The sequence below is a fragment of the Neorhizobium sp. T25_13 genome, from assembly GCF_002968675.1.
GTDB classification, from domain to species: domain Bacteria; phylum Pseudomonadota; class Alphaproteobacteria; order Rhizobiales; family Rhizobiaceae; genus Neorhizobium; species Neorhizobium tomejilense.
Genome location: NZ_PVBI01000023.1, coordinates 20,881 through 42,929 on the forward strand (window position 1 = coordinate 20,881; position 22,049 = coordinate 42,929).

Here is a 22,049-nt window from a genome sequence, read left to right on the forward strand (position 1 = left end):
TCCTTAGCAGCAGCTATCCCCGAGCTGGTCGAGGAAGACGGCGCATTTCTCGAGTTCGGAAATCGCAACCGATTCATCCGGCTGATGGGCGTCGGCGATATCGCCCGGACCGATGACGACTGAGGGGACGCCGGCGATCTGGAAGATGCCCGCTTCCGTGCCATAAGAAACATAGCGGGGTTCGGTGCGGCCGAGAAGCGCCAACAGTTCCGCATCGAGCGTCGGATCGTTATTGGGTTTAAGGCCCGGGATACTGGCCTGGACGTCGAAGACGATGCCGCAGGACGGATCGATCGCCTTCATGGCCGGCTCGAGCCTTTCGGCCGCAAAACGCTTCATGTGGTCCAGAACCTCATAGGTATTCTGACCTGGGATGAGGCGCATTTCCCAGAAGAACTCGCAGTTTTCCGAGACGATATTGCCGTGCAGGCCGCCCCTGATGACGGTGACCTGGGTGGTCGAATAGGGCGGGTCGAGCCCTTCGAACTGCGGGCCGTTGCGCATGTCCTCTCGGATGCGGTTGATTTCGGCGATCATGTCGCCGGCGACCATGACGGCGTTGACATAGCGATCCGGCTGGGAGGAATGGCCGGGCTTGCCCTTGATGCGGCACCAGCCGATCAGGCCGCCCTTGTGGGCTGCGATCATGTCCATGCTGGTTGCTTCGCCGATGACGGCAAGCCGCGGCTTCAGGTCGCTCTGGCCCACCCATTCGGCCATCGAGCCAACGCCGGTGCAGCCGACCTCCTCGTCATAGGAAAAGGCGAGGTGGATGGGCTTCTTGAGGTTCCTAGCGGCAATGCCTGGCACGGCTGCCAGGCAGCAGGCGAGAAAGCCCTTCATGTCGGTGGCGCCGCGACCGATCAGGCGGCCGTTCGCCTCCCTGAGCGTCCATGGATCGCCGGTCCAGGCCTGGCCTTCGGTCGGCACCACATCCGTATGGCCGCTGAAGATGATGCCGCCGGGCGCTTCCGGACCGATCGTGATCAGCGCGTTTGCCTTGTCGCCCTCGGGGCTGGCAAAGCGCCGGACACGCCCGCCGAAGGGGGCGGTCTGGGCTTCGACGTATTCGAGCAGGTCGAGGTTGGAAACGGCGCTGACCGTGGGATAAGACACGAGGCTGGCAAGCTGCCTCGTTATATCGGATGCAATGGTCATTACTTCACCGTGAAATAACGCAGCGGGTAGGCAAGGTCGGCCGGCTGGACGACGGTGACGTTGTCCTTGACGCCCCAGAGAATGTTCAACTGGTGGAGCGGAATGAAGGCGGCATCTGCCTTCATGAGCTTGAAGGCCTGGGTGATGTAGCCGGTGCGCTTGGCCTGGTCCGTCTCCTTGCCGATCAGGTCGATCAGCTTGTCGACCTCCGGATTGGAGTAGCCGCCGATGTTGAAGGCGCCGAGGCCGCTCTTGGGATCGCGGGTGGCGGCGATCGAGGTCAGGAAGATGTGCGCGTCATAGGTGGCCGGCGAATAACCGAGCATCGCCATGCTGGTATTGTATTCCGGAGGGTTGACCTGGGTCGCCCACTTGGCGGTCGGCTGGGCGCGCGGATCGACCTTGATATTGATGCGGGCAAGCGAGGCGGCGACAGCAAGGCAGGTCGCTTCGTCGTTCATGAAGCGGTCGCTGGTGCAATCGAGCGTGACGGAGAAGCCGTTTTCGTAGCCGGCTTCCTTCATCAGCGCCTTGGCCTTGTCGACGTCGGGTTTTACCGGCGCGCCGAGAGCTGCATCGAAACCGTTGACTTCCTTGCCGATCGGCAGGCCGACCGGGACAGAGAAGTTGCGCATGATACGCTTCTGGATCGCGCCGGTATCGATCGCCAGTTCCATGGCCTGGCGGACCTTCAGGTCCTTGAAGGGGTTCTTGGTCTTTTCGCTGCCGAAGATCAGGCTGTCGCGGGCGACGTCGGGCTGGATGTAGATGGTACGAAGATCGGGACCCGCCTGCATGTGCAGCTTCGCGTCGTTCTCGATGCGCTCGGCATCCTGCGGCGGTACGCCGTCGATCATGTCGACTTCGCCGGAGATGAGGGCGGATACGCGGGTCGACGGGTTGGGGATCACGAAGAACGTCGCGTTGTCGACATTGCCGGTCTTCTTGTCCCACCAGCCCGGGTTCGGCGCAAAGACCGTCTTCACGCCCGGATCCCGTTCCTTGATGACGTAGGGGCCGGTGCCCATGGCATTGCGGTTGGCAAACGTCTCGGTGGCGTTGTTGGCGGCGCCCGGCTGCACGGTGTTGTTCGCTTCGGCCCATTCCTTGTCCATGATGTACCAGTTGGTGATCTGGTTCGGCAGGATCGGATTGATGGCGCGGGTCTTGATGCGGATCTTGTAGTCGTCGACCTTCTCGATCGAGGCGATCGAATTCAGGTTTGCCTTGATGCCGCCGGCCTGGCCGCGGGTCAGCGAGAAGATGACGTCATCGGCGGTAAAGGGGTTGCCGTTCGAAAATTTCACGTCCTTGCGGAGATTGAATTCCCAGGCCGTGCCGTCCGTCTGCTTCCATTCGGTTGCCAGCGCCGGTTCGATCTTCTGCTCCGCGTTACGGCGCACAAGCGGCTCGTAGACATTGGCAAGAACAGCGAAGATCAGCGTGTTCGAAACCGCATGGGGATCGAGCGTATAGGCATCGAGCGGACCAGCGAACTTGAAGTCCGCCGCCTGGGCCATGCTTCCAAGCGGAGCGGCGATCGCGGCTGCGGCGATGGTACCCAGCAGCATCTTACGTTTGAATGCAGAAAACGGGAAAGGCATCATGATCTCCTAAGCGCGCCACGAGACAGTCGGAATACGGGACAACGATGCGGTAGATATTTTATGATTAAAATATCTCGACGGAGTGAGCTCTGGAAGTGTGAGCATGCAGCGTTCCCTGTCGTTGTTTGGAGATGCCTACTTGCGAGGCTTGGGCAAACAATAGGCGAATTAAGGAAACATGCAAGCATGTTTGATCAAATGAGCGTAACTCTTTTGGATGGGTAAAACACGGGCACGTGGAAGCGTTTCCGCAGCCTTTGGCGGATCAAGATGCTGCATATATTTCAGCCCGTTAGATCATAAACGCCACCTGGCGGCGCTCAAGTCCTGGCAAACATGGGGCCGCCCTTATGAGCCGGGAAGCCGTAGCCATTGATCATCACCAGGTCGATATCGCTGGCTCGCGCGACGATCCCTTCCGCCAGCAACGCCTCGCCTTCCAGAGCCATCGCGGCAAGCAACCTTTCGACAATCTCTCCGTTGGAGAATGCGCGTGGGGTGATGCCCTTTTGGCCCCGAGCGGCTTCTATGATTGCGGTGACCTCCGGGTCGATGGTGCGCTTGCCCTCCGGATAAGCGTACCAGCCGCGGCCTGCCTTCTGGCCCAGGCGACCCGTTTCGCAGAGCGTGTCGGCAATCTCGACGTAGCGTGCCGAGGGATCGCGGGTGGCCGCCTGCCGCCTGCGGCGGGCCCAGGCGATTTCGAGGCCGGCCATGTCGTAGACGGCGAACAGGCCCATGGGAAAACCGTAGTCTTCCAGCGCAGCGTCGACCTCGTGCGGCAGGGCGCCGTCTTCCAGCAGAAATTCGGCTTCACGGCGATAGGCGGAAAAGATGCGGTTGCCGATGAAGCCTTCGGTAACGCCGGTGACGACCGGCAGTTTTCGCAGCTTCTTGGCAACGGCAAGGCCGGTCGCCAGCACATCCGGAGTCGTCTTGGCGCAGCGAACGACTTCCAGGAGGCGCATTACATGGGCGGGCGAAAAGAAATGCAGGCCGAGCACCCGTTCCGGATGCTTGGTCGCGGCGGCGATCTCGTCCGGGTTCAGGTAGCTGGTATTGGTCGCCAGCACGGCATCGGAACGGATGACCTTGTCGAGACGCCGGAAGAGGTCGGTCTTGACCGCGAGATCGTCGAACACGGCTTCGACGACGAGATCGCAGGGAGCGAGATCGACATCTTCCGCGGTCACGGAAAGGCGCGCCTTCTGGGCTTCGAAGCCGGCCTGGTCGAGGCGGCCCGAGGCAACATTGCGTTCCAGCAGGCCGATGATGCGCTGGCGGCCCTTTTCAGCGGCTTCCGACGTTTGATCGAGGCCGATCACCGAATAACCGGCGCCAAGAGCGGCGACGGCAATGCCACTGCCCATCAGGCCAAGGCCGCAGATGCCGATCGTCTCGACCGAGCGAGATTTGACGCCTTCCAGTCCGTCGACCTTCGAGGATTCGCGCTCGGCAAAGAAGACATGGCGCAGCGCTGCAGCCTCGCGGCTGTCGCGCAGTGCCAGGAAGGTGGCACGTTCGTCCGCCAGACCTTCGACGAGCGGGCGATTGGACGCGGTGACCAGCCGAACGGCTTCCACCGGCGCCTTCTGGCCGCGCGCCTTGGCGATAATTTTGACCGAAGCTTTTTCGATTTCGGCCGGATCGACAGCGGCGATGTTCAGTTCGCCCGTGCGGCGGAGAGGTTTGCCGGCGAGCGCCAATGCCGCGGATATTGCGGCCTCGACGAGATCGCCCGCGGTTACTTCGTCGACGATCCCGAGCTTCAGTGCCTCCTCGGCCTTCACCGATCGCCCGGAGGTGATGAGGTCGAGTGCTGCCGGAATGCCGATCAGGCGCGGCAGGCGTTGCGTCCCGCCGGCGCCAGGCGCGATGCCGAGTTTAACTTCCGGCAGGCCGACCTGTGCAGCCGGCGAAGCCACTCGATGGTGGCAGGCGAGTGCCACTTCGAGACCGCCGCCGAGCGCTGCGCCATTGAGCGCCGCAACGACCGGCTTCGACAGGCCTTCGATCGTCTCGATGACATCAGGCAAGATCGGCTCCATGGCCGGTTTGCCGAATTCCTTGATGTCGGCGCCGCCGATGAACGTCTTTCCGGCGCCGGTGACGACGACACCGGTCACATCTGGGGCCGTTTCTGCGTGGGCGAGCGCTTTCTCAAGCCCACTGCGGACATCAACAGAGGTGGCGTTGACCGGCGGATTGTCGATCGTGACGACCAGAACTCCGTTGCGGGTCATGGTTGATACCGTGGCGGAAAATTCGATCGTCTCGTTCATGATCTGCCTCAGGCCGGAATGACGGCGGTCGCCTGGATTTCGATCTTGGCGCGGTCTTCCACCAGCGCCACGACCTGCATGGCGGCCATGGCCGGAAAGTGCTTGCCGATGATTTCCCGGTAGACCTGGCCGATGCCCTTGAGGTTGCCGAGATACTCGGCCTTATCGGTGAAATACCAGGTCATGGTGGTGATATGCTCGGGCCCGGCGCCTGCCTCGGCCAGCACGGCGACGACGTTCTGCAGCGTCTGCTTGACCTGGCCGACGAAATCGTCGGTTTCGAACTGGCATTGGCCGTTCCAGCCGATCTGCCCGCCGACGAAGACCTGCCGGCCGGTGGCGGCGACGCCGTTGGCGTAACCGATCGGTTTTGCCCAGCCTTCAGGCTGCAGGATGGTGTGCATTATTCTTCTCCAAATGCTGTGTCAGCGCTGAGCGCATATCGTCGGGCCAGGGTAGGGCCTTGTGGGTTTCGTGTGAGGTCGCAACCAACCGCTGTTTCGCGGTCCAAAGGAGCCGGTCGCCGGCCCGCACCTCGTATTCGAGATCGGCGGAACTGTTGCCGATCCGCATAACCTTGATGGTGAAATCCATCATATCGCCATGGTAGCCGGGGCTCTTGAACGCGACGTCCAGCGTCACGGTCGGCACGCCGATTTTGCGGCGGCCGATCATGTCCGGCCAGGGCGAGCCGATCGCGCCGAAAAATTCCTCGCAAACGCCGACCATGATGTTCAGATAGGAGGGGAAATAGGCGATGCCGGAAGGATCGCAGTCTCCAAAGTTCAATCGGCGAGAGGTCGTGTAAGCCATGATCGTCCTCAGGCCTTCAGCAGTTCGCGGGCGATGATGAGCTTCTGGACCTCGGTCGCTCCTTCGTAGATGCGCAGCGCCCGGATTTCCCGGTAGAGGCTCTCGGTGATCTCGCCGCTCTTCACGCCGCGGCCGCCAAAGATCTGCACCGCCCGGTCGATGACGCTTTGCGCATTCTCCGTCGCGACCATCTTTGCCATCGCGGCCTCCTTGGTGGTCGGCAGGCCCTGCACGTCGCGACGCCAGGCGGCCCGGTAGGTGAGGAGCGCGCCTGCATCGATCTGAGCTGCCATGTCGCCAAAAGCGGCCTGGGTGAGTTGCAGGTCGGAAAGATGGCTGCCGAACATCGGCCGCGCCTTGGCATAGGCGAGCGCCTCATCCAGCGCCCGCTTGGCGAAACCGAGAGCGGCGGCGGCGACGGAGGCTCGGAAAATGTCCAGTGTCCGCATGGCGATCTTGAAGCCTTCACCCGGCGCGCCCAGCAGGCGCGAAGCCGGGATGCGGCAGTTCTCGAAGCGGATCGTCGCCAGCGGATGCGGGGCGATCACATCGATGCGCTCGGCGATCGAGAAGCCCGGATCGTCGGCGAACACCACGAAAGCGGAGATGCCGCGCGTGCCGGGCGCCTCGCCGGTGCGGACGAAAACGGTGTAGACGTCGGCGATGCCGCCGTTGGAGATCCAGGTCTTTTCGCCGTCGAGGATATAGTGGTCACCGTCCTTTCGGGCAGCGCAGGCCATGGCGGCGACATCCGAACCGGCTTCCTTTTCCGACAGCGCGAAGGCCGAAATCCATTCGCCGGACTGCGCTTTCGGCAGGACGGTTCGGCGAAGCTCTTCAGAACCGGAAAGGCCGATCGCGCCGGTGCCGAGGCCCTGCATGGCGAAGGCGAAGTCGGCAAGGCCGTCATGCCAGGCAAGCGTTTCACGAGTCAGGCATGCCGCGCGGCTGTCGATCGGCTGGCTGCCGCCGGCGCCGGTCGCCGCGTCGAGAAGGCCGGCATTTCCGAGCGCTTTGACGATCGCGCGGCAGGCGCCGTCCGTATCCGAATGGTCGATATGGGTCAGCGCACCGGAGGCCGCGAAGGCATCCAGTTTTTCGGCGAGCGACTTGTGGCTGCCGTCGAAGAACGGCCAGTCGAGGAAATCGCGTGCCGGTCCTTTGAGGCTCGTGGGATAGGCCATCAGTCGCCCTCGAAGACCGGCTTGCGCTTTTCGGCGAAAGCCTCGAAGGCGCGGCGGAAATCCTTGGTTGCCATGCAGATCGCCTGCGCCTGGGCTTCGGATTCGATCATCTCTTCGATACCCATCGCCCATTCCTGGTTCAACATGGTCTTGGTCATCGTATGTGCGAACCACGGACCATCCGCCAGAGAATGGGCGAGCTTGACGGCCTCTGCCTCGATCGCGTCCTGCGGGTGAAGGGCGTTGAAGAAGCCCCAGGCCTGGCCTTCGTCGGCGCTCATCGAACGGCCGGTGAAGAGCAGTTCGGCGGCGCGGCCCTGGCCGATGATGCGCGGCAGGATTCCGCAGGCGCCCATGTCGGCTCCAGCAAGGCCAACGCGGGTGAAGAGGAAGGCGGTCTTGGTTTCGGGCGTCGCCAGCCGCATGTCCGAAGCCATGGCGAGGATCGCGCCGGCGCCCATGCAGATGCCGTCGACCGCAGCCACGATCGGCTGCGGGCATTTCTTCATCGCCTTGACGAGATCGCCGGTCATGCGGGTGAAGGCGAGCAGGTCCGGCATCGCCATATGGGTCAGCGGCTCAATGATTTCGAAGACGTCGCCGCCGGAGGAGAAATTGCCGCCGGCGCCGGTCAGGACGATCGAGCGGATGTCGGAGGCGTAGACGAGATCGCGAAAAAGATCGCGCAGTTCCGCATAGCTTTCGAAGGTCAGCGGGTTCTTGCGCTCCGGACGATTGAGGCGAACCGTCCCGACGCGGCCGTTTTCGCTCACTTCCCAGAGGAAATGTTTCGGCTGGTAGTCGCGAAAACTGCGCTTCATGTCCTTCATCACGTCACTCATGTTCGTCTCCTCTCCTTTTCATCGACCGTCCCTTTCCGGGTGGCAGGACCTCTCCCGGGTCAGTCGTTGGCGGAGGGCGGCAGGAAATCCACCTCGTGCGCGGCGGAAACCTTCACGATCTCCTCCACGTCGGTCATTTCGTGCAGCTCTTCGAAAAGCTGTTGGAGCTTGCGGGCCGGGGAGACCCAGAAGAGCGCCCGGCACGGCTTGTCGGACTTGTTGAAGTAACCGTGAGGTATGCCGCGCGGCATGCGCACCAGATCTCCGGCCTTCGCCTTGACCCATTGGCCGTCGAGCTTCAGATCGAGTTCACCCTCCTGCACGAGGATGAATTCGTCCTGCGTCGGGTGGACGTGCACAGGCACGAACTGTCCCGGCAGGCTGTTGGTTTCAAAGGCGAAGGTGTCGTCGCAGACCGCCTTCGGGAAATAGACCTGGCCGAGGATATTCCAGCTGGTGCCGTTATATCCGCTACCGCTCTCGGTTATGCCCTTTTCCAGTTCCATATTGATCTCCCGGTTTTCGTTTTCTGGTTCATGCCGAGGCCGGCTAGCCTGCCATGACTTCTCCCCCGGCAACCGCGATTGCCTGTCCGTTGATCGACGCTGCTCCGGGCGATGCCAGCCACAGAACGGTGTCTGCAACTTCCTCCGGCTTCACCAGCCGCCCCTGCGGATTGCTCCTGGTAAATTCCTGTCGCGCCTGTTCTTCCGTCCGTCCGGTCTTTGCGACGATCGTCTCGATCGAACGGGCGATCAGGGGCGTGTCCGTGAAGCCGGGGCAGACGGCGTTGACGGTGATGCCGCTCCTCGCAAGCTCCAGCGCCAGAGAACGGGTGAGGCCGACGACGCCATGTTTGGCGGCCACGTAGGCCGAGACGTAGGCATAACCGGTGAGCCCCGCAGTCGAGGCGATGTTGATGATGCGGGCGCCTGCGCCAAAAGCCTTGAGATCCGGCAGCACGGCCTGGGTCACGAGGAATACGCCGGTGAGATCGACCGACATGACCCGGTTCCACATCTCCAGCGAGGTCTTTTCGAAGGGCGCGCTCGGGCCTTCGCCGGCATTGTTGACGAGGATATCGACGGGACCGAACGCGGCTCGCGCCGTCCTCAGGCCATTGTCGATGGCCATCTCGTCGGTGACGTCGAAACCGTCCGCGACGCAGACCTTGTCCCTGCCAAGCGCGGCGGCAAGTGCCTCCAGAGGCTCGGCACGCCGGCCGGCGAGGGTCACCCGCGCGCCGGCTTCCACCAGCGCCGTCGCGATCGCCGCGCCGATGCCCGAGCCCGCGCCGGTGACGAGGGCGTGACGGTTGGCAAGGCTGGCACTGGCAAGACTGGCAGAGGGCGCTTCGCTCATGATGCGATCCTTATTTCGCCGCCGGGCCGACAGCCGGAGGGGCAACGGCGGCCGCAGCACGCGCGAGGTTGGTTTCGTATTGCGCCTTGCCGGAATAATACTGTTTCGGCCAGGGAATGTCCGTCAAGCCGATCTTGGCCGCCTCGTGAAGAACCCAGGCCGGATCCGCGAGATGCGGGCGGGCGACGGCGCAGAGATCGGCGCGGCCGGCGGCAATGATCGAGTTCGCATGATCGGCCTCCGAAATCGCGCCGACGGCGATGGTCGGGATGCCGATCTCGTTGCGGATCTTGTCGGAGAAGGGTGTCTGGAAGAGGCGGCCATAAACCGGCTTTTCTTCCTTCCACACCTGCCCGGACGAGCAGTCGATCAGGTCGGCGCCGGCATCCTTGAACATCTGCGCGTAGATCGCCGCGTCTTCCGGCGTGTTTCCGCCTTCGAACCAGTCATGGCAGGAGAGACGCACGGAAATCGGCCTGTTTGCCGGCCAGACCTCGCGGACCGCCTTGAAGACTTCCAGCGGATAACGCGCGCGGTTTTCGTGGCTGCCGCCGTATTCGTCTGTGCGGATGTTGGTGAGCGGCGAAAGGAAGCTCGACAGAAGATAACCGTGGGCGCAGTGCAGCTCCAACCAGTCGGCGCCGGCTTCTGCCGCATATCGGGCCGCCCGGACGTGGTCGGCCGTCACCCGATCCATGTCGGCGCGGTCCATTTCCTTCGGAACCTGGCTGGTCTTGAGGTAGGGGAGTGCCGAAGCCGAGATCAGCGGCCAGCCACCTTCTTCGACCGGCTGGTCGATGCCTTCCCAGGCGATCTTGGTCGAGCCCTTGCGGCCGGCGTGTCCCAGCTGGATGCCGACCTTGGCGGCGGAATTGTCATGCACGAAGGTGACGAAGCGTTTCCAGGCGGCCGCCTGTTCTTCGTTCCAGAGGCCGAGGCAGCCGGGCGTGATGCGGGCGTCGGGCGAGACGCAGGTCATTTCCCCAAACACGAGGCCGGCGCCGCCGAGCGCACGGGAGCCGAGGTGGACCAGATGGAAATCGTCCAGCAGTCCGTCCTTGGCGGAGTACATGGCCATCGGCGACATGACGATGCGGTTCGGCAGATATGTTTCGCGCAGCGAATAGGGCGTGAACATCGGCGGCAGCGTGCGGCCGTTGCCGGTCACCTCGATACCGTTTTTCCCGGCGAACCAGCGCTCGTAACCTTCCAGCCATTTGGGATCGCGCAGGCGCAGGTTTTCGTGGCTGATGCGCTGCGAGCGGGTCAGCATCGAATACATGAACTGTTCAGGCTCCAGCGTATCGGCATAACGCTGGCCGACCACTTCGAACCATTCCATGGCGTTGCGGGCGGCATTCTGGATGCGGGCGACGTCGACGCGGCGGATTTCCTCGTAGGTTTCGAGGACTTCCGGGATCTTGTCCTTGGAATGGCCGAGCTTGTTGAACTGGTTGCTGAGCTCGATCGCATCGTCGATCGCGAGCTTGGTGCCGGAGCCGATGGCGAAATGGGCGGTATGGGCGGCGTCGCCCATCAGCACGACATGCGAATTGCCGTTGAAATGGCTCCACTTGCCGCAGATCAGGCGGTTGAAGTTGAGCCAGGCGCTGCCGCGCAGATGCCGGGCATTGGTCATCAGTTCGGAGCCTTCGAGGACTTCCGAGAACAGGTCCTGGCAGAAATCGATCGAGCCCTGCTGGTCCATCTGGCCGAGGCCGTGCTTTTCGTAAGCCTCTTCCGTCGTTTCGACGATGAAGGTCGAGGTCTGTTCGTCGAACTTGTAGATATGCGCCTGGAACCAGCCGTGGTCCGTCTTGCGGAAGTCGAAGGTGAAGGCGTCGAACAGCTTGTTGGTGCCGAGCCAGATATAGCGGTTCGGACGCACGACGAGATCCGGTTCGAAGACCTCCGGATAACGGTTGCGGATCTTCGAGTTGAAGCCGTCCGACGCAATGATCAGGTCCGCATCCGGATAATCGACATCGCCATTGGAATCGGTTTCAAAAACAAGCTCGACGCCGAGCGCCTCGCAGCGGCGCTGCAGGATGTTCAAGAGCTTCTTGCGGCCGATGCCGACAAAGCCGTGGCCGGAGGTGCGCTGGCGCGTGCCCTTGAACAGCAGTTCGATATCGTCCCAATGATTGAAGGCATCCTCGATTTCGGCCGCACTCTCCGGGTCCCACGCCTTCATCGACACCATGGTGGCGTCAGAGAAGACCACGCCCCATCCGAACGTGTCGTAAGGCTTGTTGCGTTCGACGACGGAAATGGAATGCTCGGGGTGCAGCTTCTTCATCAGGAGCGCGAAATAGAGACCGGCCGGGCCGCCACCGATACAGACGATGCGCATATCCAAGTCCTCCTGACGTTCAGTCGCTCATTATTTTAAGTTTAAACTATATGGCGTTTGATCGACCCGTCAAGCGGATTTGCGGCGGCTCCGGCAGTTTTCGTCCAGGATCGACCAAATAATATGCATCAGCATATATAATGATGCCTGTCGCTCGCCCCTTTGTCCTGTTCGATGCTTGGCTGAAGCGGAACTTGCCGTTCCGTCGGCATTTGTGAATTGACAAATGCCGGCTGCCGAAAATATGCTTTTGCAAATGATTATGGATTGAAGCCGACAAGGCGAAGGGGAAGTGCCATGGCCGAGCGATCTTTTGCGCGCGAAGTCGAGGATCTCAAGCTTGGAGAAGGCGAGATTTTTCGTGGGGAAGGCATTCTCGCCATCACCAAGGCGCTGCTGCAATCCGGCGTTTCCTATGTCGGCGGTTACCAGGGCTCACCGATCTCGCATCTGATGGACGTATTGGCTGACGCCAAGGACATCATGGAGGATCTTGGCGTTCATTTCGAGACCTCGGCCTCTGAAGCCGCAGCGGCGGCGATGCTCTCTGCCTCGGTGATGTATCCGGTACGCGGCGCCGTGACCTGGAAATCCACGGCTGGCACCAATGTCGCCTCCGACGCGCTTTCCAACCTGTCTTCCGGCGGGGTCAACGGTGGTGCGCTGATCATTCTCGGCGAAGACTTTGGCGAAGGTTCGTCGATCATGCAGGAACGCAGCCATGCGTTCGCGATGAAGTCGCAGATGTGGCTTCTCGATCCGCGGCCGAACCTGCCGTCGATGGTCCAGGCCGTGGAAGATGGCTTCCAGCTTTCGGAAGCCTCCAACACCCCTGTCATGCTGGAAGTGCGCATCCGCGCCTGCCATGTGCATGGCCAGTTCGTTGCCAAGGATAACCAGCGGCCAAAATTCACGCTTCGGCAGGCGCTGGAAAACCCGGTCCGCGACGTTAACCGCATCGTCCTGCCGCCTGCGAACTTTGCGCAGGAGAAAGACAAGCTGGAGCGCCGCTGGCCGGCGGCCGTCAACTTCATCAAGGAAAAGAAGCTCAACGAGCATTTCGGCCCCGAGGAAGGCGAGATCGGCATCATCACGCTCGGCGGTCTCTACAATGGCGTCATGCGCGGCCTGCAGCAGCTGGGCCTTGCCGATGTCTACGGCAATTCGTCGGTGCCGATCTATGTGATGAACGTCGCCTACCCGACGATCGACGACGAAGTGGTCGAATTCTGTCTCGGCAAGAAGGCCGTGATCATGGTGGAAGAGGGCGCGCCGGAATATGTCGAGCAGTCGCTCCACACGCTGATGCGGCGCCGCGACATCCAGACCCGCCTGCACGGCAAGGACATCCTGCCGCTTGGCGGCGAATATACCGCGCCCGTGATGATGAGGGGGTTGAAGACCTTCATCGAGATGTACGATCGGCTGCTGCTCGGCAACCAGCCGCCGGTGCCGGATCCGAGCGATGTCCTCAACGATCCGAAGGTGAAGGCGCTGGCCGAAGTCGTGCCGCAGCGTCCCGCCGGCTTCTGCACCGGCTGTCCGGAGCGGCCGATCTTTGCGGCCATGAAGCTGGTTGACAAGGAGCTCGGCGAACACCATGTCTCGGCCGATATCGGCTGCCATCTGTTCTCGATCCTGCCGCCGTTCAATATCGGCGGCACGACGATGGGTTACGGTCTCGGCCCGGCTTCCGCTTCCGCCTTCAATGTCGAGGCGGACAAGCGCTCGATCGCGGTCATGGGCGATGGCGGTTTCTGGCATAACGGTCTGGCGACCTCGGTCGGCAATGCGGTGTTCAACAAGCAGGACGGCGTCATCCTCGTCGTCGACAATTTCTATTCTGCGGCTACCGGCGGGCAGGACATCCTGTCGTCACGGGCCGTCAACCCGAACCGCAAGACCAACAATTCGATCGTCAACGCGGTAAAGGGCATCGGCGCCACCTGGGTGCGCCAGATCGACCGCACCTATGACGTCGCCAAGATGCGCGACACGCTGAAGGAGGCGCTGACGAGCAAGGAGAAAGGCCCGAAGATCATCGTCGCCTCCTCCGAATGCATGCTGAACAAGCAGCGCCGCGTGAAACCGCAGTTCAACCAGGCGGTCAAGGACGGCAAGCGGATGGTGAAGGAGCGTTTCGGGGTGGACGAGGACGTCTGCACCGGCGATCACGCCTGCATCCGGCTTTCCGGCTGCCCGTCGCTGTCGGTGAAGCACACAGACGATCCGCTGAAGGACGATCCGGTGGCTGCGATCGACAATAGCTGCGTCGGCTGCGGCAATTGCGGCGAGGTTTCCGAGGCTGCCGTTCTCTGTCCTTCGTTCTATCGCGCCGATGTGATCATGAACCCCACCGGTTGGGACAAGTTCCTCTCGAAATTCCGCGCCTCGGTGATCGGCTGGCTGCAGGCCCGCCGCGCCGCCGGCCGTGTCGTTTTCGCGGAGGCTTGATCGATGAACGAGACGGTGAACCTCAAGACGCTCCATGCTTCCGACAAGCCGCTGACGCTGGCGATCATGGCCATGGGCGGCCAGGGCGGCGGCGTGCTGGCCGACTGGATCGTCGGCCTTGCCGAAGAACAAGGCTGGATGGCGCAGTCCACCTCGGTGCCGGGCGTTGCCCAGCGCACCGGCGCGACGATCTATTACATCGAGATGCTGCCCGCCCGCGACGGCGTGTCGCCGATCTTCTCGCTGATGCCGACGCCGGGCGATGTGGATGTCGTGCTGGCCGCCGAATTGATGGAGGCAGGCCGCTCCGTGCTGCGCGGCCTGGTGACGCCGGACAAGACCACGCTGATCGCCTCGACGCACCGTTCCTTCGCGGTCGGCGAGAAGGAGAAGCCGGGCGACGGCATCGGCGATCCGACGGTGGTGGTTGGCGCGACCGATTTCGCCGCCAGGCGCACCATCGCCTTCGACATGGACACGCTGGCGACGAAAAACGGCAGCGTGATTTCCGCCTCGATGTTCGGCGCGCTTGCGGCGGCCGACGTGCTGCCTTTTCCGAAGGAGGCCTTCGAGGCGATAATTCGCGGCGGCGGCAAGGGCATCGAGCCCAGCCTCAGGGCTTTCAATGCCGCCTATGAGCGGGCGAAAACCAGGCCGCGCGACGAAGTGGTCGCGATGGCGCCGAAACGTTTCGACGTGATGCCTGAAACCGCCGGCCATCCGGACCTCGACCGGCTGGTGCACCGCCTGCGCGCCGAATTTCCGGAGGTCGCCTGGCCGCTGCTGTTTGCAGGCGTCAAGAAGCTCACGGATTTCCAGGATCCGGCCTATGCCGGCGAATATCTCGATCGGGTCGGCAAACTTCATGCCCTCGACCGTGCCAATGGCGGCGAGGATCGCGATTATGCTTTCACCGTCCAGTCGGCGAAATATGTCGCTGTCGCCATGGCTTATGACGATGTCATCCGCGTCGCGGACCTCAAGACCCGCGGCACCCGCTTCAATCGGGTCGCCAAGGAGGTCGGCGTCAAGCAGGACCAGATCCTCTACATGACCGAATACATGCATCCGCGCATGGAAGAGGTCGTCGGGACCATGCCGAAGCGGCTCGGTCTCTGGGTCGAAAACCGCCCAAAGGTCTTCGCCTGGCTCGACCGCCGCATCAACAAGGGCCGCCGGGTGCAGACGGGCACGCTGTTCTGGTTCCTGACGCTCTACACGCTGGCAGCCTTGCGCCGTACCCGTCGCGGCACGCTGCGTCACTCACGCGAAACCGAGCATCGCGAGGCCTGGCTCGCCGCGGCAACCTCCCTGCTCCCGCGGAACTATGATCTCGCGGTGGAAGTGATCAACAATCGCCGGCTGGTGAAGGGTTACTCCGATACCCATGCACGCGGGCTCTCGAAGTTCGACCGGGTGATGTCGGCGCTGACGACGCTTAGAGATCGGGAAGACGGCGCGGCCTGGATGAAACGCCTGCGTCAGGCGGCCCTTCTGGACGAAAGCGGCATTGCTCTCGACGGTGCGTTAAAGACGGTCTCTACGCTTTAGGTTTTAAGCATAAAGACACATTATAGCCGCGATCCCGTTGCTTTTGCTGCACATCTGACCAAACTCTAGATGCGTAATTTTTCCAGCACCGGCAGCCCACATGGAATCCACGGTTCGTCAGCCAAGTCGCTTTCGAGACATCCTTGAGACGTACCGTCCTTACCTCATCGCCCTGGCGGCGCTGGCGGTTTTCGCGTTCACGACGTTTGCCATCTACAACCTCACCAACGAGGTCAACTATGACGACGTCATCGAGGCGCTCGGCAATACGCGCTGGTCTTCGATCGGCCTTGCGGTTTTCTTCACGGCATTGAGTTTCGCGGCGCTGGTCGGATACGACATCAACGCGATCACCTATATTGGCCGGACGCTGCCTTTCGTGCCTGTGGCGGTAACCGCCTTCAGCGCCTATGCGGTCGGCAATACGGCCGGTTTCGGAGCCCTCAGCGGCGGAGCGATCCGGTTCCGCGCCTATTCGCGCCTTGGGCTTTCACCCGACGACATCGGCCGCGTCATCGCATTTGTGACGCTCGCATTTGGCATCGGGCTTCTAGCAGTCACTGCGCTCGCATCGCTGGTCACGGCACCGAGGATCGGAGCAATCCTCGATATCGACGGCACCTGGGTTCGCGCCGGCGCGATTGCGATCATCCTCGTGCTCATCGCTCTTCTGATCCTCGGGCGAGGCGGACGGACGGTATCCCTCGGACGCCTGAGCATCCGCCTGCCGGACAGTCGCACGTCTTCGCAGCAATTCCTGATCACGGCGCTTGATGTCGCCGCCTCCGCCTCCGTCCTCTACGTGCTTCTGCCGCAGACGGAAATCGGCTGGCCGTCCTTCCTGGCGATCTATGCGACCGCCGTCGGCCTCGGTGTCCTCAGCCATGTGCCGGCCGGTCTCGGCGTCTTCGAGACGGTGATCGTCGCGGCGCTCGGCAATACGGTCAGCCTCGATGAAGTGCTCGGCAGCCTCGTCCTGTATCGCGTCATCTATCATGTCCTGCCGCTGCTCATCGCAACGCTGGTGGTGATCGGCGTCGAAATTCGCCAACTTGCCCATCACCCCATCGCATCGACGCTTCGAAAGCTTGAATTCCGACTGGCGCCGCCGCTTCTGGCGACCTTCTCGATGATCGCCGGCGCAATGCTGATCTTCTCGAGCGTGACGCCGACGCCGGATTCCGACATCAATTTTCTTGGCAACTACCTGCCGCTGCCGGTGTTCGAAGGCGCGCATTTCCTTTCCAGCATCCTCGGCCTCCTGCTGTTCGTCGCGGCGCGCGGCATCGGCCAGCGGCTGGACGGGGCGTGGTGGACCGCGATGGTCTGCACCTCTCTGGCGCTGGTTTTCGCCTTCATGCGGGCGATCGCGCTTTTCGAGGCGATGTTCCTGATCATCCTGCTCGTCAGCCTGTTCCTCAGTGCAAAGCAGTTCAAACGCCGGGCGTCGCTGTTCGGTCAGGTGCTGACGCCGAGCTGGATCGCCGCCATGTTCATCGTCGTGGCCGCGGCGATCACGGTGCTGCTCTTTGTCTATCGCGAAGTGGATTATAGCCGCGAACTCTGGTGGCAGTTCGAGTTTTCCGAGGAAGCGCCGCGCGGATTGCGCGCGGTCCTTGGCCTTGCGATTTTTGCAGCGACGATCTCGGTGTTCAGCCTGTTGCGGCCGGCGGCCCGACGTTCGGCCCTGTCCACGGCGGCCGATCTCGAGCGGGCAATCCAGCTCGTCATGGCGCAGGACAATGCCGATGCCAACCTCGTCCGGATGGGCGACAAGCGGCTGATGTTCTCCGAGAGCGGCAATGCCTTCATCATGTACGGCATCCAGGGCCGCTCTTGGATCGCGCTTTTCGATCCGATCGGGCCGCAGGAGGAGACAGCCGATCTCGTCTGGCGTTTCGTCGAGGAAGCCCGGGCTCGAGGCGGCCGCGCCGTGCTCTATCAGATTTCGCCCAGTCTCCTTTCGCACTGCGCCGATGCAGGCATGAGGGCCTTCAAGCTCGGTGAATTGGCGAGCGTCGACCTGTCCAGCTTCGACCTCAAGGGCGGCCGTCTGGCGGGGCTTCGTCAGGCCGTCAACAAGGGTGCGCGCGAGGGGCTGGAGTTTTCGGTCATCGAGCAGCCGGATGTGATGGCGCATATCGAAGACCTCCGGCGCGTTTCGGATGCCTGGCTCGAAGATCACAACACGCGCGAGAAAACCTTCTCGCTCGGGGCTTTCCGGGATGACTATGTCAGCGCCCAACCGGTCGCGGTGCTCAAGAAGGAGGATCGTATCGTCGCCTTCGCGACGCTGTCGCTCACCGACACGAAATACGAAGGCACCGTCGATCTGATGCGCTTCATGCCGGCCGCGCCGAAGGGCTCCATGGATTTCCTGTTCGTGAAGATTATGGAATATCTCCGCGATGCAGGTTATGGACATTTCAATCTCGGCATGGCGCCGCTTTCCGGCATGTCCACACGCGAGGCGGCACTCGCCTGGGACAGGATCGGCAGCGTTGTTTTCGAGCACGGTGAACGGTTCTACAATTTCAAAGGGTTGAAGGCTTTCAAGTCGAAGTTTCATCCCGCCTGGGAGCCCCGTTATCTCGCTGTGGCAGGGGGCGTCAGCCCCGCCATCGTGATGATGGACGCGACGCTCCTGATCGGCGGCGGCTTGAGGGGAGTGGTTGGTAAATGATGTATCTGCGTTTTCTTGCTGTCGTGTTTGCGGCGCTGCTGTCCGGTGTGCCGATGGCGGCTGCCCAGGATCAGCAGGATTACCATACGGGCCTTATCCCGCAGCCGCGCATCCTCGTGCCGAACAATGGCAGCGAGCTCGAAGGCATCGTCTTCCTGATTTCAGGCGGGCAGGGCTGGGGGGCTCGGGAGGACACCGAGGCGCAGAAGCTGCTCGCCGCCGGTGCCGCCGTGGTCGGCATCGATTTTCCCTCCTACATCAAGTCGCTGGCCGCCGACGACGGCGACTGCATCTATATGGTTTCCGATATCGAGGACGTCTCCCAGCAGGTGCAGCGACGGATCGGCAATAGCCAATACCGCCACCCGATCGTCGCCGGCATCGGAGAAGGTGGCGCGCTGGCGCTGGCGATGATCTCCCAGAGCCCGAATGCGACGATCGAGGAGGCGATTGCCGTCGATCCGCTGGCCGGCATCCCGCTTGCCAAGCAACTCTGCACGCCGGCTTCCAAACAGAAGGTCGGCGATCGGACGGTCTATGGTTTCGACGACGGCGCCCTACCGTCCGTCGTGACGATCATTTCCACCGCGACAGCCGACACCGCCGGCAAGGCACATGGCCTTCGCCTGAAACAGGATCACCCCGAGGTCGAACTCAGCAATTCCAGCGAGACTTCTGATGTGGCGCTCTCCCAGGCGCTTGCCGCTCGGATCGCTGCCGCGGGCCGGACCAACCAGCCGCTCGACCTGCCGCTGAACGTGCTTGACGCCAAGCCGGCCATGAACACGATGGCGGTGATCTTTTCCGGCGATGGCGGGTGGCGAGACCTCGACAGCGAAGTGGGGGGCTATCTGCAATCCCAGGGGGTTCCGACGATAGGTCTGGATTCGCTGCGGTATTTCTGGTCCGAACGCACCCCCCAAGCGACGGCGGACGATCTGGCCAAGATCATCGAATATTATCGCCGGCAATGGGGCGTTCAGAACGTGCTGCTGGTCGGTTATTCGTTCGGCGCCGATGTGCTGCCCGCCACCTACAACCTCCTGCCGGCCGAGGACCGGGCTCGCGTCAAGCAGATCACGCTGCTCGGCCTGTCGCACGAAGTGGACTACGAGATTTCCGTGACCGGCTGGCTTGGCGTTTCAGGCGACGGCAAGGGCGGCGATCCGATGACCGATATCGTCAAGATCGATCCGAAGCTCATCCAATGCGTCTACGGCACCGATGAGGACGACGATCCCTGCCCGACCTTGAAGGACAAGGGCGTCGAAGTCGTGCCGATCGAGGGTGGACATCATTTCGACGAGAACTACCAGGCGCTGGGTAAGCGCATCCGCGACAGCCTTCAGACACGGCTGACGAAATAGGCAGATCAGATCTCGTGCTTGCGGATGTTGAGGAGGATCTTGTGAAGCGTGCCCGTGAAGGCGCGGTATTCCTCCTCGTCGATGCCGTCGAACATCTGCAGCAATGAACCGTACATGGTCGGCCAGAAGCGCCCGAACGCGGCGCGGCCTTCCTCGGTGATCGTCACATCGCGGATGCGCATGTCCTCGGCACGCGGCGTGCGGCGGATATAACCCTGGTCTTCGAGGGAATCGAGCGTGCGGCTCATGGTCGACTGTTCGATGACGGCGAACACGGAAAGCTCGTTGATGGTGAGCGAAGCGGAGACGCTGAGGACGGCGAGCGTGCGCATCTTGGCGGTCGACAGGTCGTATTCGCGCAGTTCCTCCGCCATGTTGGAATTCCAGCGGGAGATGATGCGGTTCATCAGGTAGGGTGCGAAATGGTTGAGGCCGATCTCGCCCATGGTCGGCCGATTTTCCTGATCGCCCTCCTGATGCCAGCGCAGCACCACGCCTGAAAACCGTTCTGCCATGAAATCCATGTCTCCTAGACCACGTCGTTTCAACGCAACGACGATGCGAGCAGAAAGCCGGAGCCGCCGGCAAGCCCCGGTCCCGGATGGGTCGAAGCGCCGATATGATAAAGGCCCGGCACGTGGGTGCGGTGGTTAACAGACGACTTGAAGGGCCGCCAGAGGAAAAACTGGTCAAGCCCGCAGAAGCCGCCATAGGGATCGCCACCAACGAGGTTCATGTTCATCGCCTCCAGATCGGCCGGCGAGTAGGCGCGTCGGGCGAGCTTGATTTCGGCAAAATTCTCGATGTGGCGGGAAAGCAGAGCCTCGACGCGGTCGGCATAGAGTTCGCGCAGCCCATCGGTCCAGCGGCCGTCGGCAGGTGCGGCGATCTCACCGGCCGCATCGCCCTTGATGAAGCGCGGCGCTTCGGGAAGCTGCAGCCAGAGTATCGACTTGCCGTCCGGCGCGCGCGAAGGATCAAAGCTGGCGGGCTGGCCGACGCAGACGGTCGGCTCGGCCGGCAGCAGCCCGCGTTCGCATTCGTTGGTGGCGCGCGAGACGCCGTCGAGACCGGATGTCAGGTGCAGCAGCGCCACCTTGCCGAGGTCCGGATCACCCTTCCAGCGCGGCGGCGCGGAGAGGGCGTAGTGGATCTGCATGTCGCCCTTGCCGTAACGATAGCGGGCGACGCTTTTCCGGATTTCAGCCGGTGCAGGCTGTGGCCAGTCCTTGAGCAGCCGGTCATAGATCTGGTTCGGTGTCGTGGAGCAGACCACGCCGGCTGCGGCGTCGATCGTCTCGCCGCTTGCAAGCCTCACCCCGGCAGCCCTGTTGCCTGGGCCGGCAACAATGCGTTCGACGTCCGCACCGGTACGGATCGCGCCGCCCTGATCCGTGATCAGCCGTTCGAAGGCCGCGACGAGGTTGGCAGCACCGCCTTTGACGATCGGGCAGCCGGCGAGTTCGATCGCGAAACCGATGACTTTCAGCATTTCGGCCGAATAGGCGCTTTCCGGCGCCAGGCCGCAATGCAGGACCCAGGGTGCCCAGAGGGCGTGCGCGGCCTCGGATTTGTAGGTGGTTTCCAGGTAGCCGCGCGCCGGCGTGAGAGCATCGCCGAACCAGGCGGCGAGTTGGCGCAGACCCTTGCCCCACCCCTGCCGGGCGACCGTCTTCAATGTGGTGCCGGACCACAGCGCGCCGCCGAGCAGCGAAAACAGGAAGGCGGCATCGGCGCCGAGCGCATTCATTTCCTTGTCGAACGTCTTGCCGTCGCCGGCCGCGAGTGCCTCGAAGGTGGCGATATTGCGCTGGCGATCTTTTGAGAAGACGACGGAAGAACCGTTCGGCCGCAGCACCCCGGTCGGCAGGTCGGCATGGGCGAATTCCAGGCCTCGGGCTCCGAGGTCCTTGCCGAGCGCGGCATAAGCGGGAGACGTGAGGAACAGCACCATGGTGGTGGCCATCACGTCGTGGATGAAACCCGGCTCGGTGATCTCTTCCGTGCGCAGGCAGCCGCCTATGCGGTCGCTGCGCTCCAGGACGAGGACCTTCCTGCCCTTCTTGCCGAGCATGGCAGCGGCGACCAGCGCATTGATGCCGCTGCCGACGATGATGTAGTCGAAATCCGCCATGCCGCCCGTCTTGTTGCTGGATATGGAGAGGGCCGGAACCTTCCGGGTCCGGCCCTTCGATCTGATCAGGCGATCAGAGCCAGCGCGCGGACCGGCGAGCCGGTGCCCTTGACGAGCTTCAGCGGTGCGGCGATCAGCACGGCGCCCTTCGGCGGCAGCTGGTCGAGGTTCGACAGCGATGCGAGGCCGTATTTGCCCGCGCCGTGCATGAGGCTTTCTCTTATACACATCTCCGAGCCCACGAGACGGAGCTACATCT

16 protein-coding genes and 1 pseudogene are annotated in these 22,049 nt (G+C 62.6%); 4 read left to right on the forward strand and 13 right to left on the reverse strand.

All coding sequences use genetic code 11. The features are described 5' to 3' along the window. Nucleotides 1-3: 3 nt before the first annotated feature. From argE to C5J22_RS29180, 10 genes are all read right to left on the reverse strand, one after another. Nucleotides 4-1,158: an acetylornithine deacetylase gene (gene argE, locus C5J22_RS29135; RefSeq protein WP_105441101.1), complete on the reverse strand. Its 1,155-nt coding sequence runs from the start codon at nucleotides 1,156-1,158 to the stop codon at nucleotides 4-6. After that, the gene (locus C5J22_RS29140) at nucleotides 1,158-2,762 is read right to left on the reverse strand and encodes an ABC transporter substrate-binding protein (RefSeq protein ID WP_172746817.1); all 1,605 of its coding nucleotides are present in this window, start codon (nucleotides 2,760-2,762) and stop codon (nucleotides 1,158-1,160) included. The genes argE and C5J22_RS29140 overlap by 1 nt, the downstream gene beginning before the upstream one ends. A 323-nt stretch (nucleotides 2,763-3,085) precedes the next feature. Next, nucleotides 3,086-5,047: a 3-hydroxyacyl-CoA dehydrogenase NAD-binding domain-containing protein gene (locus tag C5J22_RS29145; protein WP_105441103.1), complete on the reverse strand. Its 1,962-nt coding sequence runs from the start codon at nucleotides 5,045-5,047 to the stop codon at nucleotides 3,086-3,088. An 8-nt stretch (nucleotides 5,048-5,055) separates the two neighbouring features. Continuing rightward, a complete protein-coding gene (locus C5J22_RS29150) occupies nucleotides 5,056-5,451 on the reverse strand; it encodes a RidA family protein (RefSeq protein ID WP_046637978.1) in 396 nt (131 codons plus the stop codon). Next, nucleotides 5,429-5,860 carry a thioesterase family protein gene (locus tag C5J22_RS29155; RefSeq protein WP_105441104.1) on the reverse strand — a complete coding sequence of 144 codons (432 nt, stop codon included), beginning with the start codon at nucleotides 5,858-5,860 and terminating at the stop codon, nucleotides 5,429-5,431. The genes C5J22_RS29150 and C5J22_RS29155 overlap by 23 nt, the downstream gene beginning before the upstream one ends. Before the next feature lie 8 nt (nucleotides 5,861-5,868). Continuing rightward, complete coding sequence (locus C5J22_RS29160) at nucleotides 5,869-7,044, reverse strand: acyl-CoA dehydrogenase family protein (RefSeq protein WP_105441105.1); 1,176 nt, start codon at nucleotides 7,042-7,044, stop codon at nucleotides 5,869-5,871. Beyond that, on the reverse strand, nucleotides 7,044-7,886 hold the full coding sequence (locus tag C5J22_RS29165; protein ID WP_105441106.1) for an enoyl-CoA hydratase family protein: 843 nt from the start codon (nucleotides 7,884-7,886) through the stop codon (nucleotides 7,044-7,046). Before C5J22_RS29165 ends, C5J22_RS29160 begins: the two co-directional genes overlap by 1 nt. A gap of 59 nt (nucleotides 7,887-7,945) precedes the next feature. After that, entirely contained in the window at nucleotides 7,946-8,392 is a 447-nt protein-coding gene (locus C5J22_RS29170) for a cupin domain-containing protein (RefSeq protein ID WP_105405354.1), read from the reverse strand. 43 nt (nucleotides 8,393-8,435) lie between these two features. Further along, nucleotides 8,436-9,248, reverse strand: a complete 813-nt coding sequence (locus C5J22_RS29175) for an SDR family NAD(P)-dependent oxidoreductase (protein ID WP_105441114.1) — start codon at nucleotides 9,246-9,248, stop codon at nucleotides 8,436-8,438. Nucleotides 9,249-9,258: 10 nt separating this feature from the next. Further along, the gene (locus tag C5J22_RS29180; RefSeq protein WP_105441107.1) at nucleotides 9,259-11,601 is read right to left on the reverse strand and encodes a bifunctional salicylyl-CoA 5-hydroxylase/oxidoreductase; all 2,343 of its coding nucleotides are present in this window, start codon (nucleotides 11,599-11,601) and stop codon (nucleotides 9,259-9,261) included. A gap of 297 nt (nucleotides 11,602-11,898) precedes the next feature. Here C5J22_RS29180 and C5J22_RS29185 point away from each other — a divergent pair, with 297 nt between their 5' ends. The 4 genes from C5J22_RS29185 to C5J22_RS29200 all read left to right on the forward strand — a co-directional run bounded on the left by C5J22_RS29185 (nucleotide 11,899) and on the right by C5J22_RS29200 (nucleotide 19,656). Further along, nucleotides 11,899-14,055 carry an indolepyruvate ferredoxin oxidoreductase subunit alpha gene (locus tag C5J22_RS29185; RefSeq protein WP_105441108.1) on the forward strand — a complete coding sequence of 719 codons (2,157 nt, stop codon included), beginning with the start codon at nucleotides 11,899-11,901 and terminating at the stop codon, nucleotides 14,053-14,055. 3 nt (nucleotides 14,056-14,058) lie between these two features. Then, nucleotides 14,059-15,606 (forward strand): indolepyruvate oxidoreductase subunit beta family protein, encoded by a 1,548-nt coding sequence (locus C5J22_RS29190; protein WP_105441109.1) that lies wholly within the window; start codon nucleotides 14,059-14,061, stop codon nucleotides 15,604-15,606. A 100-nt stretch (nucleotides 15,607-15,706) separates the two neighbouring features. Beyond that, a complete protein-coding gene (mprF, locus tag C5J22_RS29195; RefSeq protein ID WP_105441110.1) occupies nucleotides 15,707-18,289 on the forward strand; it encodes a bifunctional lysylphosphatidylglycerol flippase/synthetase MprF in 2,583 nt (860 codons plus the stop codon). Continuing rightward, nucleotides 18,286-19,656: a virulence factor family protein gene (locus tag C5J22_RS29200; RefSeq protein ID WP_105441111.1), complete on the forward strand. Its 1,371-nt coding sequence runs from the start codon at nucleotides 18,286-18,288 to the stop codon at nucleotides 19,654-19,656. Before mprF ends, C5J22_RS29200 begins: the two co-directional genes overlap by 4 nt. A gap of 5 nt (nucleotides 19,657-19,661) precedes the next feature. Here C5J22_RS29200 and C5J22_RS29205 read toward each other — a convergent pair whose 3' ends face one another. The 3 genes and pseudogenes from C5J22_RS29205 to C5J22_RS29215 all read right to left on the reverse strand — a co-directional run. Beyond that, nucleotides 19,662-20,171, reverse strand: coding sequence for a MarR family winged helix-turn-helix transcriptional regulator (locus C5J22_RS29205; RefSeq protein ID WP_105441115.1), 510 nt, complete (start codon nucleotides 20,169-20,171; stop codon nucleotides 19,662-19,664). A gap of 29 nt (nucleotides 20,172-20,200) precedes the next feature. After that, nucleotides 20,201-21,790, reverse strand: a complete 1,590-nt coding sequence (locus C5J22_RS29210; RefSeq protein ID WP_105441112.1) for an NAD(P)/FAD-dependent oxidoreductase — start codon at nucleotides 21,788-21,790, stop codon at nucleotides 20,201-20,203. A gap of 65 nt (nucleotides 21,791-21,855) precedes the next feature. Beyond that, a pseudogene (locus tag C5J22_RS29215) lies at nucleotides 21,856-22,005 on the reverse strand (cyclase family protein); the annotation flags it as partial. Nucleotides 22,006-22,049 lie beyond the last annotated feature (44 nt).

Excerpts from the sequence above, each read along its gene's own strand:
- C5J22_RS29140 (WP_172746817.1), bottom strand. The coding sequence starts at position 2,762 with ATGCCTTTCCCGTTTTCTGCATTCAAACGTAAGATGCTGCTGGGTACC.
- C5J22_RS29145 (WP_105441103.1), bottom strand. The coding sequence starts at position 5,047 with ATGAACGAGACGATCGAATTTTCCGCCACGGTATCAACCATGACCCGC.
- C5J22_RS29205 (WP_105441115.1), bottom strand. The coding sequence starts at position 20,171 with ATGGCAGAACGGTTTTCAGGCGTGGTGCTGCGCTGGCATCAGGAGGGC.
- C5J22_RS29190 (WP_105441109.1), top strand. The coding sequence starts at position 14,059 with ATGAACGAGACGGTGAACCTCAAGACGCTCCATGCTTCCGACAAGCCG.
- C5J22_RS29155 (WP_105441104.1), bottom strand. The coding sequence starts at position 5,860 with ATGGCTTACACGACCTCTCGCCGATTGAACTTTGGAGACTGCGATCCT.
- C5J22_RS29180 (WP_105441107.1), bottom strand. The coding sequence starts at position 11,601 with ATGCGCATCGTCTGTATCGGTGGCGGCCCGGCCGGTCTCTATTTCGCG.
- C5J22_RS29170 (WP_105405354.1), bottom strand. The coding sequence starts at position 8,392 with ATGGAACTGGAAAAGGGCATAACCGAGAGCGGTAGCGGATATAACGGC.
- C5J22_RS29210 (WP_105441112.1), bottom strand. The coding sequence starts at position 21,790 with ATGGCGGATTTCGACTACATCATCGTCGGCAGCGGCATCAATGCGCTG.
- C5J22_RS29150 (WP_046637978.1), bottom strand. The coding sequence starts at position 5,451 with ATGCACACCATCCTGCAGCCTGAAGGCTGGGCAAAACCGATCGGTTAC.
- mprF (WP_105441110.1), top strand. The coding sequence starts at position 15,707 with ATGGAATCCACGGTTCGTCAGCCAAGTCGCTTTCGAGACATCCTTGAG.
- argE (WP_105441101.1), bottom strand. The coding sequence starts at position 1,158 with ATGACCATTGCATCCGATATAACGAGGCAGCTTGCCAGCCTCGTGTCT.
- C5J22_RS29185 (WP_105441108.1), top strand. The coding sequence starts at position 11,899 with ATGGCCGAGCGATCTTTTGCGCGCGAAGTCGAGGATCTCAAGCTTGGA.
- C5J22_RS29200 (WP_105441111.1), top strand. The coding sequence starts at position 18,286 with ATGATGTATCTGCGTTTTCTTGCTGTCGTGTTTGCGGCGCTGCTGTCC.
- C5J22_RS29160 (WP_105441105.1), bottom strand. The coding sequence starts at position 7,044 with ATGGCCTATCCCACGAGCCTCAAAGGACCGGCACGCGATTTCCTCGAC.
- C5J22_RS29175 (WP_105441114.1), bottom strand. The coding sequence starts at position 9,248 with ATGAGCGAAGCGCCCTCTGCCAGTCTTGCCAGTGCCAGCCTTGCCAAC.
- C5J22_RS29165 (WP_105441106.1), bottom strand. The coding sequence starts at position 7,886 with ATGAGTGACGTGATGAAGGACATGAAGCGCAGTTTTCGCGACTACCAG.